This is a genomic window from Microbacterium mangrovi (genome assembly GCF_000802305.1).
GTDB classification, from domain to species: domain Bacteria; phylum Actinomycetota; class Actinomycetes; order Actinomycetales; family Microbacteriaceae; genus Microbacterium; species Microbacterium mangrovi.
The window spans coordinates 114,163-132,966 of record NZ_JTDK01000010.1 but is presented as its reverse complement, the minus strand read 5'-3'; the positions used below and the strand labels follow the sequence as shown (position 1 = coordinate 132,966).

Sequence of the window (18,804 nt, the reverse complement as noted above, 5' to 3'; positions counted from 1 at the left end):
GCCGCGCGGCCCCGGACGGATCAGTCCCGGATGACGAGATCGTGCGCGACGTAGTACAGCGCGACGTCGATCTGGTCGAGCGGAACGCCGTGCTTGGCGTGGTACGCCCGTCGATACAGCTGCAGCTGGAGGAGCCGCGCCTCGCGATCGGACGCACTCGACGGCGGTGCGCCGGTCTTCCAGTCCACGATCTCGATCCGGTCGCCGCGGCGGTAGACGGCGTCGAGCTTGCAGATCGCCACATGCGCGCCACCGCCGACGCCTTCGAACCGGAAGTCGATCTCGGTCTCCACTTCGAGGGGCTTGAGCGAAGCCCACTCGGACTTCTCGAAGGCCGCCTGGAGTCGCCGCAGCGCGTCGTGCTCCCCGCCGGTGTCCGTGCGCGCCTCGGCTGACGTGCCGGGCCGGGAGGCGACTCCGTTCTCGGGTGCGAACAGCTCGTCGTCCTGCTCCCAGAGTGCCTCGTCGAGGGTGGCGGAGGAGCCGACCATGCCGGATCGCTGTTCCACCCACGCATGGAAGAGGGTTCCCAGGCGAGTCTCGCGGTACGGCCGCTCGGGCATCGGGCGCTCGATGGCGGCGATGGTCCCCTCGTAGTCCGTGACGAAGTCCTTGTAGCGGGATGCCGGAATGCGCACGGGTGCGGACCCGGATGCCGCCGCTTTGCGCGCCTCCCGCTCGGCGAGCAGGAGGGCGAGGTCGTCGTCGGCGGAAACGCGCGGCGCAGTCAGCGCGTCCTGCGCCCGGGCGGCCGCCGCGACGACCGCGGGGCGACGCACGCCCAGGGGGTCCAGCGGCCAGGTGAGGGTGCGCCGCTCGCCGTCGTACGGGTTCTCGCCCGTCTCCGCGTCCTCCCGAGGGGTCCCGAGGGCGTCCGCGACCTCCTGCAGGAACCGGCTGGTGGCCCGCGGCCGGGTCGTGCCCGACCACGGCGAGGCGCTCAGCAGGAGGTGATCTCGCGCCCGCGTGACCGCGACGTAGGCGAGTCGTCGCTCCTCGTCGAGCTGCTTGGCGCGATTCTCCTCCTGATACCGGTCGAGCGCGGCCTTCAGTTCCTGCTGGGTCTGGGCGTCCCGCCAGGCGAACTCGGGCAGCCACGCCGAGTCGCCGCGGAACACGGTCGGCAGGACGCCGAACGACAGCCAGCCGCTCTTGCCCTTGGCGCCGGTGGGCAGCTCGTCTTCGACCATGCGCACGACCGCGACGGCATCCCATTCGAGCCCCTTCGAGCCGTGGATCGTGAGCAGCTGGACGACGTCGTCTTCGGGGGGCTCGGTGCGCGGGGCGAACTCATCCAGCTGCTCGGCGTGGTCGAGCCACGCGAGCAGGCTCGACAGCGAACCGGAATCGTCGGCGGCGAGGAAGGCGTGCACCTCGTCGACGAACGCGCGAAGCTGAGCCCCCGCCGTGCGCGCCGGGCCACGCGCTTCGTTGGCGGCCAGCTCGATGTCGAGGCGGAGCTCCTGCTCGACCAGGCGCACGAGATCGGCGATCGGAAGCCCGGCGGCCTGCCGCAGCGCTGCGAAGACGGCCGCTGCGTCCCGCAGCCGTTCCCGGGCGGCCGCGGTGAAGCCGCGCAGCCAGGCGTGGGCGTCGTCGCGGCGCAGCATGAAGTCGAGAGCGTCGATGAGGGAGCCCCGGTCGGCATCCGCGGACGTGCGGACGCGCTCGGCGATGTCCGGATCGAGTTGTCGCCCGGTGCTGTCGTGCGCGGCGATGCGCCGCGACAGCTTCTCGAGCTGGCGCAGGTCGGCGAGTCCGATCGCCCACCGGGGGCCTGCCAGCAGGCGGATCAGGGCGGACCCCGCCGAGGGATCGCTGATGACCCGCAGCGCGCTCACGACGTCGACGACCTCGGGCGTGGAGAGCAGACCGCCCAGACCCAGGATCCGATGCGGCACGCCCCGCGCCGCGAGGGCGTCGCCGAACCGGACCATGTGCTTCTTGTTCCGGAACAGCACCGCACCGGTGGTCGAGCGTCCGGCCGATGCGCGCTCGGCGCGCACGTGCGCGAACCAGTCCGCCACCGCGGCGGCCTCCTCGTCGAGGTCCGCGCACGACGCGATGTCGACGACACCGTCCCCCGCACCGGGCCGGGGGCGGAGCTCTCCGACCGGGACCGGCGGGTCGAGGGGCGCGAGCACGGCGTTCGCCGCGGTGAGAACGAGCCTGCTGTTGCGCCAGCTGGTGAGCAGGCTGTACTGCCGGCAATCATCGGGGTCGGCGCAGAATGCGCCGGCGAAGTCGCCGAGGTTCCCGGCGCTCGCCCCTCGCCAGCCGTAGATCGCCTGATGCGGATCCCCGACGGCCATCACCGCGGTATCGGCGAACAAGGCGGCGAGCAGGCTGGTCTGCACCACCGAGGTGTCCTGGTATTCGTCCAGGAGCACGACGCGATACTGCTGGCGGATCTCCTCGGCGACGGAGGGATGCGAGCGCACGATCTCGATGGCGCCCGCGACCTGATCGGTGAAGTCGATGACACCGAGTCGGCGCTTGTGCGCATCGTATTCGCGGGCAAGGGCGGTCAGGACCATCAGTCCGTCCACCGCGTCGGCGCCCCGCGCGATGTCCGCATAGACCGTCGTGCGCGCGGACGTCGAGGGGATCTCGCGCACCCGCGCGAATTCGAGCGGGAACCGTTCCAGCGCGTCGAAGTCGCACAGGTTGTCGACCCCGTCGCGCGCGATCCGCAGCGCCGCGTCGATGATCGTGCTGAGGGCGTTCGGCCGTTCCTCGAGCCGCGGGTCGTCCGACGCGAAGACCACCCGGCGCATGAGCAACCAGGCCGCCGACTCGGACAGCACCGCGGATTCGGCGTCACGACCGATCCGCACGGCGTTCTCGCGCACGATGCCGTCCGCGAAGCTGTTGTAGGTCATGACGGTCGGCCGACGCAGGAGGGAATCGGGATCGGACGCCGCGGGCTCCGCCTCGACGGCTGTGGCGAGCCGGTCGAGCACGGCGGCGCGTTCGGCCTCGGATGCCGAGGCCTCGGCGAGCTCCGCGAGGCGGCCCTCGTCGTGGAGGCGGGCCAGGTGCGGCACGAGCCCGCGCCGCTCCAGTTGGCTCCAGCGCGCGAGCCTCCTCTGCAGCCGTTCCGCCAGTTCCCCCGCCGCCTTGCGGGTGAAGGTCAGCCCGAGCACCTCGTCGCGTTCCACGAGCCGGTTGGCGATGAGCCAGACGACCCGCCCGGCCATGGTCTCGGTCTTGCCGCTGCCGGCTCCGGCCACCACCAGGGCCGGGCCCAGCGGCGCCGCGATCACGGCGGACTGCTCCGACGTGGGGGACGGCTGCCCGAGCGCGGCCGCGATGACCTCCGGCGCGATCAGCGCCGTCCGCGGCAACACGGCGTCCGTCATGCGCGACTCACCGCCCCCACCGTGTGGATGCGGCACATCCCGTAGCTGTGGTCGGCCCGGCAGTGCTCTTCGTAGGGTGCCAGGAACTCGGTGCCGCGCATGATGTCGGCTGCCTCGCGGACGCGTGCGATGAAGGCCTCCTTGGTCGGCTCGTCGAACGGGGGCTGGCGGGGCGTGACGTACGGCTTGGTCGCCGCCTTCGGGCGCACCACGAGGAGTTTCGCTCCGCCCGGGACCCCCGGCGGGGCGCCGGGGATCGCACCGGCGTCGTAGGCGAGCTGGTAGGCCGCGAGCTGCGCGTTGCCCGCGACGGCGGCATCGGTCTGCCCTTCGGACTTACCGGTCTTGAGGTCGACGATCTCCACGCGGCCGTCGCGAGTGAGCTCCACGCGATCGATCGTCCCGCTCAGCACGGCACCGTGCGGATGCCCGGGCTCGGCGAGGGCGACCGGCACCTGGAACTGCGATTCGGCACCGAGCACGGTCCCGCCCGCCGCGGCGAAATCACGCAGATACCGGTGGAGCCGGTGCACCAGGTCGCGAGCCCGCGTCTTCTCGGCGCGCCCCACCCAGGCGGCGTCGAACTCCAGTTCGCCCCACCGGGCATCCACGCGTCGCCACAGGTCGTCTTCCGCCGGCAGCTGAGTCGCGAGGGACGCGTGCTCGAAGGCCTCGTGGATCAGGATGCCGACCCCCGCCGTGACGCCTCCGAGATCGGCTCCGAGGTCGCGGATCACCCAGTCGAGCTGACAGGTCGCGAGCTGATCGAGCTTGGACGGCGACACACGGACATCCTCTTCGTCGAGGTCGCGGAGGCTCGCCCGCGTCGTCGGCGGAAGGATGCCGTACCACTCATCCGGATCTGCGCCCGCCACCCGCGCGTCGGCGAGGAGCGCAAGCTGCGCGGCGGCGTGCTCGGGCTCGCCCGAGCCGGTGGTGAGCGTGCGGCGGTGCATGGCGACCAGACCGCGCAGCGACAGCGGGTGCGACACCTCGCCGTGTTCCGCCTCGGGCAGCAATTCGAAAAGGGGGCTCGGGCCCGTGTCGTCGTCGTCGACGGCCGTGACCAGAACGCGGTGCGACGCACGCGACACCGCGCGGACGAGCAGCCGGAGCTCGTCGTGCAGCGCCTCCCGCCTCCGGTCGATCACCGCGGCGCCCGTCCCGGTCGGGTCGGCACGCGTCTCCGCCAGCCGCCACGCTTGCAGCAGACCGCCGCGCAATCGGGTGTTCGGCCACACGCCGTCCTGGAGGCCGGCGATCACGACCGTGTCGAACTCGCACCCGACCGCCTGGGCGGGGGTCAGCACGGCGACCCCGCGCACGGAGGCACTGGTGTCGAACCTGTCGTCGGCGACCGAGCTGTCGAGCATCCCGCGCACGTACACGAGCGGGTCCTCGTCGGGGCGCCGCTCGCCGAACCGCTTGGCGGACTGGAACAGGGCGACCACGGCGTCGAGGTCGCGGCCCGCCTGCACACCCACGGGCCCGGCCGACCGGGATGCCTGCTGCCAGGCACCTGCGACGCCCGCGCCCTGCCATGCGGTCCACAGGAGTTCGTGAGCGGATGCCTCCTCGCCCAGCTGCTCGCGAAGCGTCGCGAGTGTCTTGGCCAGGCGGGCGGCCCGCGCGCCCTCCCGCGTGCGCAGCAACTCGAACTCGACGGGATGCGCGAACGCGGACGCCATCAGCTCGCGGGCCGACCGCGAACCGCCGGCACCGAGTTCGGCATGGCGCAGTGCGGTGCGGAGCCGGCGCAGCTGGATGGGGTCGAGCCCGCCGACGATGCCCAGAAGCGCATCGGTCAGCTCCCCCGGCTCACGGTCTGCGGGCGCACGCGACGCGAGTTCGACGACCGTCAGCAGGTCGCGCACCGGTCGCACCTGTGCCGGTGCGGCGCCGGCTCCGGTCGCCCGCGCCGGCACCTCCCGCGCCGACAGCTCGGTCTGCAGCGCCGCCACCTGACGGGTGTCGTGGGCGATCACGGCGCATTGCGACCACTCGACGTCGTCATGAACGTGGCGCTCGCGCAGGGCGCGTGCGATGTAGTCGAACTCCTCCGCGGCCGACGACACCGTGATGCACCGGACCGCCGGGGTTTCGTCCGGATCGGCGGGGTCACGGGGCGGGATCCGGTGCGCGACGACTCCGGCGGCGCCGATGTGCTGGGTGAGGGTGCGCACGACGTCCCCGATGGCCGGCGCCAGCCGGTGGGCCCCGCGGAGGACGTGGATGTCGCCGAGGGCACGCACGAGGCGCGCGAAGTTCTCGGGTCGCGCGCCGCGGAACGCCCCCGTGGACGTGTCCGGGTCGCCGAAGGCGAGCACGGCCATCCCCCGCTCGCGACAGGCCTCGACGAGCTGCACGCCGCCGAGGGTCAGCTCCTGTGCGTCATCGACGAGGATGGTCCGGATGCGCCCGACGGCACCGAGGTCGGAGTCCGGCGCCGACCGCAGGAGCTGCACCGCCTCACGGACCAGGCCCGCGGCGTCGCGGTGCGCGCCGCGCATCGCCGCCCGCACCTCGGTGTACTCGGACAAGAAGGACGCAAGGGCGGACCACTCCGGCACATCCGCGGCCGACCCGAGGCGCGCGAGTTCGCTCGGTCCGATCCCCTGCTCCGTGCACTCCGCGAAGAACGCCCGCACCTCGGCGCGGAACCCGGCAGTGGCCCGCACCGGCGCGGCCAGCTGGGCAGGCCACCGGGAGAGGCCGGCATCCTCGTCCTCGGCGTCTCCGAGCAGCAGCTCCTGGATGATCTGGTCTTCATCCGCTCCGGTCAGCAGCTGGGGTGCGGCGGCGCCGCGTCCCACGGCCGCCGCGCGCACGATCTGGAAGGCGAACGACACGAGGGAACGGGCCGGTGCGCCCTGCGTGGCTGCGCCGGTCGCCAGCGAGATGCGATCGCGCAGGGCCGTCGCCGTCACGCGGCTCGGCGTCAGAGCGATGATCGCGTCGGCGTCCGCACCGCGGGCGATGAGCGCTTCGATCCGGCCCACGAGCGTGCGGGTCTTGCCCGAGCCGGGAGCGCCGGCGATGGTGCCGGACGCGCCGGGAGCGAGCGCGAGGACCGCCGCCTGGTCGGCGTCCGGATGCACCGGGCTCTCGCCCGGCAGGGCGTCGCGTGCTCTCGTATCCATCGTCACGTTACGCTAGCGCGCCCGTCCGACATCGGTGGTGTTCGCGGCCGGCCCGGACGGACGAGTCCATGTTTCGCGCACTCCGGCGGGCACTGCGTAAGATCGACGCGACCACGGATTTCGGGAGGCACAGTGGCGGCCGGCAGGAACAAGGATGCGCGCATCGCGCGGGACCGCGCCCGCGCGTATCAGGCCCGCCAGGAGCTGCACACGGCCCGGGTCCGCCGGCGTCGCCGCGACAACGTGGTCGCGGGCATCGGCGGCGGCGTCCTCCTGGTCGTCATCCTCGCAGGTCAGTTCGCGTACTTCGCCGCGGGCCCCGGCAAGCCCGCCCCGGCGGCGAGCCCGAAGCCGACGACGTCGGTCGCCCCGACTGCCGTCCCGTCGCCGTCGACTCCGAGTCCGAGTACGTCCGCGACCCGCTGAGTCCGGCCGGATCCGTACTAGGCTGGGGCCGTCCCCCTCCCCCACAGGCTCCTGCCGCGATGAGGTGCATCCCGTGACTGCCGACGCAGAATCCACTCCTGTCAGCCCGACCGAGACCGAGGCCGCCGTGGCCGCGGAGACCGGCTGGGGCCGTGTCGAATCGGACGGGACCGTGTCGGTCCGCGAGGGCGAGGCCTGGCGCGTCGTCGGCGAATACCCGGACGGGACGCCGGAGGAGGCCCTGGCCTACTTCGAGCGCAAGTACAACGACCTCGCCAGCGAGGTCTCGCTCCTCGAAGCCCGTCACCGTCGCGGCGGTGCGTCCGCGGCCGACCTCCGCAGCGCCGCGAAGTCGTTGCGCGGCAAGGTGGACGGCGCCGCCGCCGTGGGTGACCTGGCCGCCCTGGAGGCACGTCTCGACGCACTCTCCGGCGCTCTCGCCGAGGCATCCGAGGCCGAGAGCGCCGCCGCCCGCGCGGCGGTCGAGGAGGCCATCGTCGACCGCACGGCGCTCGTCGAGCGTGCCGAGGCCCTCGCCGCGCAGGATCCCCAGTCGATCCAGTGGAAGCAGACCACCGCCGAGCTCAACAGTCTGTTCGAGCGGTGGCAGTCGCAGCAGCAGGCCGGCGCACGTCTGCCGAAGTCCGTCGCCCAGCAGCTGTGGAAGCGCTTCCGTGACGCGCGTGCGACCCTCGACAAAGAACGCCGCGCGTTCTACGCGGAGCTCGACGAGACCCACAAGTCCGCCCGGGACCAGAAGACGCGCCTCATCGAGAAGGCGGAGGCTCTTGCGCCGAAGGGCGAAGAGGGCATCGGCACCTACCGCGAGCTGCTGGACCAGTGGAAGTCTGCCGGTCGTGCCGGCAAGAAGGCGGATGACGCGCTGTGGGCGCGGTTCAAGGCCGCCGGTGACGCACTCTACGGCGCGCGCTCGGCCCGTGAGAGCGCCGAAGCCGAAGCCTCCCAGGAAAAGATCGTCGCCAAGCGCGCACTGCTCGACGAGGCCAAGGCGATCACCGATGAGCCCGACCTCGGCCGGGCCCGCGCCCTGCTGACCGGTATCCAGCGTCGCTGGGACGAGATCGGCCGCATCTTCCCGCGCGACCGGGAGCGCGCGCTCGACGACGAACTGCGCCGCATCGAGCAGAACGTCCGCACCCGTGAGGATGCCGACTGGAAGCGCAACGACCCCGAGACCAAGGCCCGGGCCAACGACATGACCCGTCAGCTCACCGATGCGATCGCCAAGCTCGAGGAGGACCTCGCGGCCGCCGAGGCGTCCGGCGACGCCCGCGCGATCGCCGAAGCACGGGAGTCCCTCGAAGCGCGCCGCGCCTGGCTGCGCGCGCTGGGCGGCTGAGCTTATCCACAGGAGAGGGTCGTCGGCTGTCGCCGGCGACCCTCTTCTGTGCACACTGAGGGAGTGTCGACACCCTTTCTCTACTCCCCCGGCTCCGTCCTCAGCATCGCCGAGCTCAGCGCAGCCCGGATCGACGGACACGTCGTCGAAGTCGGGGACGCCTACATCCCCGCCGACGCCGCCGAGACGCCCGCGCTGCGCGCGGCATCCGTGTCCGGCGCTGTCCCACGGGGCTGCGCCGCGACGCACCTGACCGCGGCCTGGATCCACGGCGCCGTGCCCGCGCCTCCGGTCCGCCACGCCGTCCAGCGCACACAGACAGGGCGACGCCGCCTCGATCAGTCCGCTCGGGTCGCCTACCGCGACACCTTGATCGGATCGGAGGACCTCATCACGCTCGGAGGGGTCGCCGTGACCACACCGACGCGGACGCTCGCAGACCTCGCCCGATGCTCCGACCCGGACTCACGCGACGCCGCTCGCGCCCTGGTCGCCGCCGGCGCGGCCGATCCGGATGCCGCACGACGCTGGCTCTGGCTCCACGCGTCGCTGCCCCACACCGGCTCGGCGCTGCGCCTGCTCGCCGGACTCAGGACGACGTGACGCGGTACACGTCGTAGACCGCTTCGATGCGACGAACGGCGTTGAGGACGCGATCGAGATGCACAGTGTCTCCCATCTCGAACACGAAGCGGCTGAGTGCCAGGCGATCGTTGGTGGTCGACACCGTCGCGGAGAGGATGTTGACATGGTGCTCGCTCAGCACCCGCGTCACATCGCTGAGCAGCCCTGAGCGATCCAGGGCCTCGACCTGGATCTGCACCAGGAAGACGCTCTTGGACGTGGGCGCCCACTCGACGTCGATCAGTCGCGCCGGGTCGTTCATCAAAGACTTCACGTTCGTGCAGTCCGCGCGGTGCACCGAGACACCGCTTCCGCGAGTGACGAATCCGACGATCTCGTCGCCCGGCACCGGCGTGCAGCATTTGGCGAGCTTGACGAGGATGTCGTCGGCGCCGCGCACCAGCACCCCCGAGTCGCCGCCGCGCGGGGCGCGGGACCGGCCCGGACCGGGCAGGTCGATCGCGCCGGTCGAGGTGTCTTCGGTCGCCACGAGGGCCGTGACCTTCTCGATCACCGACTGCGTCGAGACGTGTCCCTCGCCGACCGCCGCGTAGAGCGCGGTGACGTCCTCGTACTTGAGCTGGCGGGCGACCTCGGCGAAGGAGTCCTGGTTCATCAGGCGCTGCAGCGGCAGGTTCTGACGGCGCATCGCCCGGGCGATGGCCTCCTTGCCCTGCTCGATGGCCTCCTCGCGACGCTCCTTGGTGAACCATCCCCGGATCTTGCTGCGCGCGCGAGTGCTCTTGACGAACCCGAGCCAGTCCTGGCTGGGTCCGGCATCCGGATTCTTCGACGTGAACACCTCGACGACGTCGCCGGAGTGCAGCTCCGACTCGAGCGGCACGAGGCGGCCGTTGACCTTCGCCCCCATCGTGCGGTGACCGACCTCGGTGTGCACCGCGTAGGCGAAGTCCACCGGGGTGCCCCCGGCAGGCAGGCCGATCACACGGCCCTTCGGCGTGAAGACGTAGACCTCTTTGGCGCCGATCTCGAAGCGCAGCGAGTCGAGGAACTCCCCGGGGTCGGCCGTCTCGGCCTGCCAGTCGGAGATGTGCGCGAGCCATGCCATGTCGGCGTCGACGGCCTTGCCGTCCGACTTGCCGCCGTTCATGCGCTCTTTGTACTTCCAGTGCGCAGCGACACCGTACTCCGCCTGCTGGTGCATCTCGTTCGTGCGGATCTGGATCTCGACGGTGCGGCCTCCGGGGCCGATCACGGTCGTGTGCAGCGACTGGTACAGGTTGAACTTCGGGGTTGCGATGTAGTCCTTGAACCGACCCGGAAGCGGGGTCCACCGGGCATGGATGGCGCCGAGCACCGCGTAGCAGTCCCGGACGGTTCCGACCAGGACACGGATGCCGATCAGGTCGTAGATGTCGTCGAACTCACGGCCCCGCACGACCATCTTCTGGTAGACGGAGTACAGCTGCTTCGGCCGCCCCATGACCCGGCCGCGGATGCGCAGTTCCCGGAGGTCTTCTTCGACGGAGCCGATCACGGTGTGCACGTACTGCTCGCGCTGCGGTGTGCGCTGGCGCACGAGGCTCTCGATCTCGGCGTAGATCTTCGGGTGCAGCACGGCGAACGAGAGGTCTTCGAGCTCGGACTTGATGGCCTGGATGCCGAGCCGGTGCGCCAGCGGCGCGTAGATCTCGAGGGTCTCGGTCGCCTTCTTCTTCGCCTTCTCCGGTGGGACGAACCCCCAGGTGCGTGCGTTGTGCAGACGATCGGCGAGCTTGATCAGCAGCACGCGGATGTCGCGCGACATCGCGACGATCATCTTGCGGACGGTCTCGGCCTGCGCACTCTCGCCGTACTTGACCTTGTCGAGCTTCGTGACCCCGTCCACGAGCATCGCGACTTCGTCGCCGAAGTCGGCGGTGAGCTGTTCGAGGCTGTAGTCGGTGTCTTCGACCGTGTCGTGCAGCACAGCGGCGGCGATCGCGCGCGGGCCGAGACCCATCTCGGCGAGGATCTGCGCCACCGCGAGCGGGTGCGTGATGTAGGGCTCGCCGCTCTGGCGCTTCTGCCCTTCGTGGGCGCGCGAAGCGACCTCGTAGGCCCGCTCGATGATTCCGAGGTCACCCTTGGGGTGATGGGTGCGGACGGTGCGCAGCAGCTGGTCGACATCGTCCGGGCGCCCGCTGCGGGAGAAGATGCGCGGCACGAGACGCCGCAGCGACGGGGCCTGTGACGCCGTCGGGGCGGGAGCCTCGGTCATCGCGACCCCTCTCTGCGCTGGAATCCTCTCATCCTACGCTCCGGCGCGGACCGCCCGGCGCTCAGGCCGGGACGCCGGCCCGCTCGCGGATCTGCAGCACCTTCTTGTCGTGGGCGGTGATCTTCGGCTCGCCCTCGCGGAACAGCGAGTACAGCGGCGCGGCGACGAACAGCGTGGAGTACGCCGCGACGATGATGCCGACGAAGATCGACAGCGAGATGTCGGTCAGCGTGGAAGCGCCGAGCAGGAACGCGCCGATGAAGAGGATCGAGCCCACGGGGAGGATCGCCACGACGGTGGTGTTGATCGAGCGCACCAGCGTCTGGTTGACCGCCAGGTTCACCGACTCGCCGAAGGTGCGGCCGGTGGCCTCTCCGTCCTGTGTCGTGTTCTCACGGATCTTGTCGAACACGACGGTGGTGTCGTACAGCGAGTACGCGAGGATCGTCAGGAATCCGATGACCGCCGCCGGCGAGATCGCGAAACCGCACAGCGAATAGATGCCGATGGTGATGATCAGCACGTCCACGAGCCCGAGGATGGCTGCGGCGGACATCTTCCACGTCCGGAAGTAGAGCGCCAGGATGAGGAAGGTCAGCGCGAGGAAGATCGCCAGGCCCCACAGCGACTGCCGCGTCACGTCGGCTCCCCAGGTGGGCCCGACGAAGGACGTCGTCACCTCGTTGACCTGCACGCCGTAGGCGTCCGCGAGCGCGGCTCGCACCGCGAGCGTCTGCTTGTCGGTCAGCTGGTCGGTCTCGACGCGCACGCCGTTGGTGCCGACGGTCGTGACCGTGACGTGCGCGTTGGGCACGACCTTCTCGACCGCGGTGGTGGCGGTCGACTGATCCGGGCTGTCGAGACCCGACACCGTGAACTGCGACCCGCCGGTGAACTCGATCGAGAACTGGATCGGCCGGAACAGCGGCACGAGCACCGAGCCGAGGACGAGGGCGGCGGCGATGATGAACCACAGCCGACGCCGTCCGACGAACGGGAACGAGCGCTTGCCCGAGTAGAGGTCGTTGCCGAAATTGCTCATGGCACCCATCAGTCGTCGCCCTCCTTCGTCTTGACGGTCGTATCGCCCGTGCTCTTGGTGGCCTGTTCGTCGGCGTACTTGCGCTCGGCGATGGTCTGGCGGCGCGCCGCCTCACCGCGCGACCGCTCGGTCTTGCGCGACGCGGCGCCCTTGGCGTCCTGCGCCACGGGGGCACGGAACTGACCACGGCCGCGGTAGACCGCCCCGAGCGCCTGCGGGTCCATTCCCGAGAGCGGGTGACCGGATCCGAAGAATCGCGTGCTGGCGGCGAGCTGCATCACCGGATGGGTGAACAGGATGAAGATCAGGATGTCGATCGCGGTCGTGAGGCCGAGCGTGAACGCGAAGCCCTTCACCGTCGCGTCGGCCAGGATGTACAGCACGACGGCGGCGAGGATGTTGACCGACTTCGAGATGTAGATCGTGCGCTTGGCACGGCTCCAGCCCGTCTCGACCGCGCCGGTGATCGTCCTGCCCTCGCGCAGTTCGTCTCGTATTCGTTCGAAGTAGACGATGAACGAGTCGGCTGTGAAGCCGATCGTCACGATCAGACCGGCGACTCCCGCGAGCGACAGGCGGAAGCCCATGCGCCATGCCAGGATGCACAGCATCAGGTAGGTGATGACGCCCATCACGGCCAGCGAGGCGATGATCACGAAGCCGAGAGCCCGGTAGACGATCAGCGAGTACAGCGCGACCAGCGCGAGTCCGATGAGGCCGGCGATGAGACCGGTCATCAGCTGCTGGGAGCCCAGGGTGGCGGAGATCGTGTCGGAGCTGACGACCTTGAAGCTCAGCGGCAGCGCTCCGTACTTCAGCTGGTCGGCGAGGGTCTGCGCGCTCTGCTGGGTGAAACTGCCCGAGATGGATGCCTGACCGTTGGTGATCACCGCGTTCATCGACGGCGCCTCGATGACCTTGCCGTCGAGCACGAAGGCGAACTGGTTGGCCGGGGGCTGCTGCCCGTACAGCTTCTGGCTGATGTCGGCGAACTTCGTGGTGCCCTCGCCGTTGAAGTTCAGCTGCACCTCCCACTGGCCGTTCTGGGAGTTCATGCCCGAGCTGGCATTGGAGATCATCGAACCGTCCAGCGCCACCGGACCGAGGATGTACTTCGCCTGGTTGGTGACGTCGCACGTGATCAGCGGCTGGTCCTTGGGCTGGTCGGCCGGGTTGTTCGACTTGTCCTTGCAGTCGTACGCGAGGAACTCCGCCTGCAGCTTCGGCGTGATCCAGGCCGGATCGTTCGCCGCAGTGGGCGCCGGCGACGGCGTGGACTGCAGCGTGGGCGCCGGCGTCGGGTACGGCGTCGACTTTCCGTCCTTGCCGACGAACGACGTCGCGGGAGACCCGGTGTAGAGCACGGGGCGCAGCTGCATCTGCGCAGACGCCTCGATGCGCTTGCGCTCCTCGTCCGTCGCCTGCCCCGGAATCTGAACGACGATCTGGTTGCCCGCCTGGGTCGAGACGTCCGATTCGCCGACGCCGGACGCGTCGATGCGGTTGCGGATGATCTTGACCGCCTGATTCATCTGATCAGTGGTCGGCTGGGCACCGTTCGGCGTGTCGGCCTCGAGGATCATCTGCGTGCCGCCCTGCAGGTCGAGCGCCAGCGTCGGGACCCACGAGGCCTTCTTGGACACGTAGACGCCGAACGCGTTGATGCCCACGAGCACGACGATGATCAGCAGCAGGCCCAGGAGCGCGCGCCAGGCATGCCGGACAGGAGTGGAGGATGCCACGTCGGATCAGCTTTCTTCGGAACCGGAAAAGGCGACGGGCGCTCAGGCCTCGGGGTCGTCCTTCTTCTGGTCGGCCTGGCGCTGCTCGTCGGCGAGACGCTTCGCGGTCTCGTCGGCGGTTTCGATGTGCGGCGCGGACGGCGTCTCCTCGCCCTTGGCGAGCTCGGGGGCGATCGCCTCAGGGGTGATGTCGTCGTGGTCGGGGATCTCGATCGCCGCCTCGGCCTCGGGGCTCACCGAGTCGTGCTCGTGCGCCTCGAACTCGGTCGGGGTCACGACGCGCAGGATCGCCTGGCTGTGCACGCGGATGTGCACGCCGTCGGTGAGCTCGATGATAGCAGGCTCGTCGAGGTTGTCGGGGTTGTAGGACACGATGGTTCCGTACAGGCCGCCCTGGAGCAGCACCTCGGCGCCCGGCACCGTCTGACGCGCCTTGGCCTCCTGCTCGAGCTTCTGCTTGGCCTGCCGGCGACGCGAGCTCCAGAACATGAAGATCAGCAGGACGGCGAGGATGATGATCAGGCCGTACTGCGAGAAGAACTGAGCCATGGAGTCGGAGCACCTTTCGGAGGACGGCGCGCGCCGGGTGGTGGCGTGGCCGTGAGGGAAGAGCAGGCGAGAGCCTTCAGTGATTATAGGTCATCGAATCTCAGCGCCCCGTCCGGATGCGGGACGCCGAGGTGGGCGTATGCCTCGGGCATGGCGATGCGTCCGCGGGGCGTGCGGCCCATGAAGCCGATGCGAACGAGATACGGCTCCACGACGGACTCGATCGTCTCGGGCTCCTCTCCCGCCGTGACGGCGAGCGTGTTCAGCCCCACCGGCCCGCCGCGGAAGCGTCGGACGAGGGCCTCGAGCACGGCCCGGTCGAGGCGATCCAGACCGATCTCGTCGACGTCGTACAGGTCGAGCGCCGCACTGACGGTCGCGACGTCGAGGTCTCCGCCGTGCACCACCGAGTAGTCGCGCACGCGGCGCAGCAGCCGGTTGGCGATCCGCGGCGTGCCCCGCGAGCGCCGGGCGATCTCGGCGCGACCGGCGGCGGGCAGCCGGATGCCGAGCATCGCGGCCGATCGCTCGACGACCTGCTCGAGCTCGGCGACCTCGTAGTACTCGAGGTGCGCGGTGAACCCGAACCTGTCGCGCAGCGGATTCGGCAGGAGCCCCGCTCGGGTGGTGGCGCCGACGAGCGTGAAGGGGGCGAGATCGAGCGGGATGCTCGTGGCGCCGGCGCCTTTGCCGACCATGATGTCGATGCGGAAGTCCTCCATCGCGAGATACAGCATCTCTTCGGCGGAGCGCGCCATCCGATGCACCTCGTCGATGAAGAGCACCTCGCCGGGCGTGAGGCTCGACAGCAGCGCCGCGAGGTCGCCCGCGTGCTGGATGGCGGGTCCGCTCGATAGCCGCAGCGGACGCTCGCTCTCGTGGGCGACGATCATCGCCAGGGTCGTCTTGCCGAGGCCCGGGGGGCCGGAGAGGAGGATGTGGTCGGACGGGCGCTGCTGGATGCGCGCCGCCTGGAGCAGCAGCTGCAGCTGACCGCGCACCTTGTGCTGTCCGACGAACTCGTCGAGCGACCCGGGGCGCAGGGCTCCTTCGACGGCGAGTTCCGACTCGTCGAGTGCCTCGGGTTCGGATGCCTCGTCCCGGTCAGCCACGCGCGACCTCCGTGCGCGCCGGACCCAGATCGGCCAGCGTGCGACGCAGGAGTGCCGGCACCGACTCCCCCGCCGGCCCCGCCGCCGCCGTCGCCGCCGCGGCCTCGGCCGCGACGCGCTCCGACCACCCGAGCCCGACGAGGGCCGCGGTCACCTGGGCGACCGTGGCATCAGTGCTGGCGGGCGCCGTGCCGCCCGGCGCCGGCGGGGCGAGCTTGCCGGCCAGCTGCACCACGATGAGCTTGGCGGTCTTGGGACCGATGCCGGACACCTTGCGGAACGGACCGTCGGCGTCGTCCGCGACCGCCTGCGCGATCTCGTCGACGCTCATCGCGGAGAGGACCCCGAGCGCCGACTTCGGGCCGACGCCGGTGACGCCCAGGAGCGTGGTGAACAGGGCGGACTGCGCGCGCTCGGCGAAACCGAACAGCGAGAGCGCGTCTTCGCGGACGATCAGCACGGTGTGCAGCAGGATCTCGGTGCCCTCGCGGGCTCCCCGCGCGAGGTCGGGCGGAACGGCGACCGTGAAGCCGACGCCGCCGACCGAGATCTCGATGCTGTCGACGCTCGCGTGCAGCACTTCACCGCGCAGAGAGGAGATCATGTCTCGAGCCTAGAACACCGGTCGCAGTTTTGTTCGATTCGACACACGTGCCCAGGGTCTGGTCAGCGGCGCGTGAGCCGTTCGGCATCCCGCCATGCACGCTGCGCGGGAGTCAGCGCGCCGCTCTGCGCGCTCTGCGGGCCGGCGCCGCGCCACGCGTGGCAGAGTGCGAGGGCGAGCGCGTCCGCGGCATCGGCGGGCTTGGGCAGTTCATCCAGCCGCAGGATCCGCGCCACCATCGTCTGCACCTGCCTCTTGTCGGCCTGGCCGTAGCCGGTGATGGCCGCCTTCACCTCGGTCGGCGTGTGCGTCTCGGCGGGGATGCCGTGCTCGGCTGCGAGCAGCAGCGCAACGCCGCTGGCCTGTGCCGTGCCCATCACGGTGTTGCGGTTCTGCTGGGCGAAGACCCGCTCCACCGCGACCACGTCCGGCCGGTGGGTCTGAAGCACCTCGCGGATCCCGGCGGCGATGGCCGCCAGGCGCTGGGCCGCGGGGGCATCCGGCGCCGAACGGACGACTCCGACGTGCACGAGCACGGCGGAGCGGTCAGGGGCGACATCGACGACCCCGACGCCGCAGCGCGTGAGTCCGGGATCGATGCCGAGGACGCGCAGTGATGCCACTCCCCCACGCTAGAACAGAGGATGCCGCGCGCCCGTCAGGCACGCGGCATCCCAGGCGCGGGAACCTGAAGATCAGTCCTCGTCCTGCTCCAGCTCGGCCTGCACCTCGGGGGTGAGGTCGAAGTTGCTGTAGACGTTCTGCACGTCGTCGCTGTCTTCGAGCGCGTCGATGAGGCGGAAGACCTTGCGCGCGGTGTCGGCGTCGACCTCGACCTTGAGGTTGGGGACGAACTCGACATCCGCCGACTCGTAGTCGATGCCGTTCTCCTGGAGCGCCGTGCGCACGGCCACCAGGTCGGATGCCTCGGTGAGCACCTCGAAGCCGTCGGCGTGCCCGCCGACGTCTTCGGCGCCGGCTTCGAGCGCGACCATCATGACGTCGTCTTCGGTGGTCCCCTCGGACCCGACGACGATGACACCCTTGCGCGTGAAGTTGTACGCGACGCTGCCCGGGTCGGCGAGCGTGCCGCCGTTGCGGGTGAGCGCGGTGCGCACCTCGGCCGCTGCGCGGTTCTTGTTGTCGGTGAGGCACTCGATCATGAGGGCCACGCCGTTGGGCCCGTAGCCCTCGTACATGATCGACGAGTACTCGACCGACTCGCCGCCGATGCCGGCGCCGCGCTTGATGGCGCGATCGATGTTGTCTTTGGGGACCGACGTCTTCTTCGCCTTCAGCACCGCGTCGAAAAGCGTCGGGTTGCCGGCCTGGTCGGGGCCGCCGAGCTTCGCCGCGACCTCGATGTTCTTGATGAGCTTGGCCCACGACTTGGCACGGCGCGCGTCGATGACGGCCTTCTTGTGCTTGGTCGTTGCCCACTTGGAATGCCCGGACATGAATCTCCTGCTCGTGTTCTCCGGCCCGGAGGCCGAGGTTCATTCTAGTTCAGCGCACCACGGGCCCATCGGAAAGCCCCGCCACGGCGTCAGGCGAGGATCTTCTGCAGCGTCCGCAGATTGCGCGTGGTCGTCGAGGTGCGAAACGGCGCGGACGATCGCGCCATGGCCTTGGCGAACGGCGTGTCCAGGGTGCGTCCCTTCGCGGGCGACCAGTAGACGACGCCGGGCCCCGGTGCGACCGGATCCTCCTCGGGGTCGAGCGGCGGGTCCGTGTGCGCGGCGGCCTCGAGGACGGCCGTTCGGGCCGACGCGTCGGCACAGAACACGACGTAGGGCTGGCGGGAGGCGTCCGCCGCGTCGAACGGGAAGGATGCCACCGCATCCGCCAGTTCCTCCCGCGTCACCAGGACGATCCAGGCGTCGTACCCGAACCGGTCCTGCAGCGCCGCCTCGATCCGCTTCTTGAGGCCGGTGCGTACGCCGGATGCCCGGAAGCGGACGTTTCCGCTCGCGAGGAAGGTCTTGACCTCGCCGAAACCGAGGTCGGTGAACAGCGCGGCCAGATCGGCGCTGCGGATCGTGATGCCGCCGACGTTCACGCCGCGCAGCAGCGCGACCCAGACCTGGTCGTTCGTCGCCATCACAGCACGAAGTCGAAGCCGAACCGGGACGAGAGCAGCGACACCAGGTCTCGCGGCACCTTGGCGAGATAGGCGGGCGCCGGCACGAGCGTGTGCGGCTCGCCGATGAACGGGAAGTAGACCGGGCCCTCGACGTCGCGCTCGAGCGCGTCCCGCACCGCGACGACGTCGGCGCCGTGACGGCGCAGAGCGGTGATCGTGATCGGGTTGGCCAGCTGCAGCGTGTCGCTCACGGGCATCCGCCAGTGCGCCCGCTCGACGCCGTCGCGCGCGCGCGTCTCCTCGCCCAGGGGTCCGAGCACGCGGCCCCAGGCGGCGATTCCCGGGTGCGCCAGCGTGCGGTCCCACACGAACAGCGTGTCACCCGGGCGCGTGTAGGCGACCAGCTCGTGCGACCACTCGAAACGATGGTCGTCGACCTGCTTCGGAGCGCTCAGCGCCTCGCCGACCACTCCCCGGGAGGGGGCGATCATCCAGTACCGCTCCTCGGGGAGGTCTCGCCACCATTCGTTGATCGCCAT

The 18,804-nt window shown here is 70.5% G+C and carries 15 protein-coding genes; 3 read left to right on the top strand and 12 right to left on the bottom strand.

What is annotated here, in order from left to right; genetic code table 11:
- Nucleotides 1–20 precede the first annotated feature (20 nt).
- Together LK09_RS11350 and LK09_RS11345 are read right to left on the bottom strand one after the other, a co-directional pair.
- Nucleotides 21–3,362 (bottom strand): ATP-dependent DNA helicase, encoded by a 3,342-nt coding sequence (locus LK09_RS11350; RefSeq protein ID WP_039399332.1) that lies wholly within the window; start codon nucleotides 3,360–3,362, stop codon nucleotides 21–23.
- Complete coding sequence (locus tag LK09_RS11345) at nucleotides 3,359–6,502, bottom strand: ATP-dependent helicase (protein WP_197061034.1); 3,144 nt, start codon at nucleotides 6,500–6,502, stop codon at nucleotides 3,359–3,361. Before LK09_RS11345 ends, LK09_RS11350 begins: the two co-directional genes overlap by 4 nt.
- Nucleotides 6,503–6,634: 132 nt before the next feature.
- On the opposite strand from LK09_RS11345, the gene LK09_RS11340 reads away from it, so the two are divergent.
- From LK09_RS11340 to LK09_RS11330, 3 genes are all read left to right on the top strand, one after another.
- Nucleotides 6,635–6,928, top strand: a complete 294-nt coding sequence (locus tag LK09_RS11340) for a hypothetical protein (RefSeq protein ID WP_039399330.1) — start codon at nucleotides 6,635–6,637, stop codon at nucleotides 6,926–6,928.
- A 73-nt stretch (nucleotides 6,929–7,001) separates the two neighbouring features.
- The gene (locus tag LK09_RS11335) at nucleotides 7,002–8,288 is read left to right on the top strand and encodes a DUF349 domain-containing protein (RefSeq protein WP_407939166.1); all 1,287 of its coding nucleotides are present in this window, start codon (nucleotides 7,002–7,004) and stop codon (nucleotides 8,286–8,288) included.
- Nucleotides 8,289–8,351: 63 nt separating this feature from the next.
- Nucleotides 8,352–8,891 (top strand): hypothetical protein, encoded by a 540-nt coding sequence (locus tag LK09_RS11330; protein ID WP_052226684.1) that lies wholly within the window; start codon nucleotides 8,352–8,354, stop codon nucleotides 8,889–8,891.
- Here LK09_RS11330 and LK09_RS11325 read toward each other — a convergent pair.
- The 10 genes from LK09_RS11325 to LK09_RS11280 all read right to left on the bottom strand — a co-directional run bounded on the left by LK09_RS11325 (nucleotide 8,878) and on the right by LK09_RS11280 (nucleotide 18,804).
- Nucleotides 8,878–11,133, bottom strand: coding sequence for a RelA/SpoT family protein (locus LK09_RS11325; protein ID WP_039399328.1), 2,256 nt, complete (start codon nucleotides 11,131–11,133; stop codon nucleotides 8,878–8,880). The two genes, LK09_RS11330 and LK09_RS11325, sit on opposite strands and share 14 nt — an antisense overlap.
- 61 nt (nucleotides 11,134–11,194) lie before the next feature.
- Nucleotides 11,195–12,184 carry a protein translocase subunit SecF gene (secF, locus tag LK09_RS11320; protein ID WP_039399325.1) on the bottom strand — a complete coding sequence of 330 codons (990 nt, stop codon included), beginning with the start codon at nucleotides 12,182–12,184 and terminating at the stop codon, nucleotides 11,195–11,197.
- The gene (gene secD / locus LK09_RS11315; protein WP_039399323.1) at nucleotides 12,184–13,917 is read right to left on the bottom strand and encodes a protein translocase subunit SecD; all 1,734 of its coding nucleotides are present in this window, start codon (nucleotides 13,915–13,917) and stop codon (nucleotides 12,184–12,186) included. Before secD ends, secF begins: the two co-directional genes overlap by 1 nt.
- Before the next feature lie 42 nt (nucleotides 13,918–13,959).
- Entirely contained in the window at nucleotides 13,960–14,466 is a 507-nt protein-coding gene (locus LK09_RS21150) for a preprotein translocase subunit YajC (RefSeq protein ID WP_039399322.1), read from the bottom strand.
- Between the two features lie 83 nt (nucleotides 14,467–14,549).
- Nucleotides 14,550–15,578 carry a Holliday junction branch migration DNA helicase RuvB gene (ruvB, locus tag LK09_RS11305; protein ID WP_039399320.1) on the bottom strand — a complete coding sequence of 343 codons (1,029 nt, stop codon included), beginning with the start codon at nucleotides 15,576–15,578 and terminating at the stop codon, nucleotides 14,550–14,552.
- Nucleotides 15,571–16,182, bottom strand: coding sequence for a Holliday junction branch migration protein RuvA (gene ruvA / locus LK09_RS11300; RefSeq protein ID WP_039399318.1), 612 nt, complete (start codon nucleotides 16,180–16,182; stop codon nucleotides 15,571–15,573). The genes ruvB and ruvA overlap by 8 nt, the downstream gene beginning before the upstream one ends.
- Nucleotides 16,183–16,244: 62 nt before the next feature.
- The gene (gene ruvC / locus LK09_RS11295) at nucleotides 16,245–16,805 is read right to left on the bottom strand and encodes a crossover junction endodeoxyribonuclease RuvC (RefSeq protein WP_039399316.1); all 561 of its coding nucleotides are present in this window, start codon (nucleotides 16,803–16,805) and stop codon (nucleotides 16,245–16,247) included.
- Between the two features lie 72 nt (nucleotides 16,806–16,877).
- Nucleotides 16,878–17,639, bottom strand: a complete 762-nt coding sequence (locus LK09_RS11290) for a YebC/PmpR family DNA-binding transcriptional regulator (RefSeq protein WP_039399314.1) — start codon at nucleotides 17,637–17,639, stop codon at nucleotides 16,878–16,880.
- 89 nt (nucleotides 17,640–17,728) lie between these two features.
- Nucleotides 17,729–18,283, bottom strand: a complete 555-nt coding sequence (locus LK09_RS11285) for a DUF1697 domain-containing protein (RefSeq protein ID WP_039399312.1) — start codon at nucleotides 18,281–18,283, stop codon at nucleotides 17,729–17,731.
- Nucleotides 18,283–18,804: a hypothetical protein gene (locus tag LK09_RS11280; RefSeq protein ID WP_039399310.1), complete on the bottom strand. Its 522-nt coding sequence runs from the start codon at nucleotides 18,802–18,804 to the stop codon at nucleotides 18,283–18,285. Before LK09_RS11280 ends, LK09_RS11285 begins: the two co-directional genes overlap by 1 nt.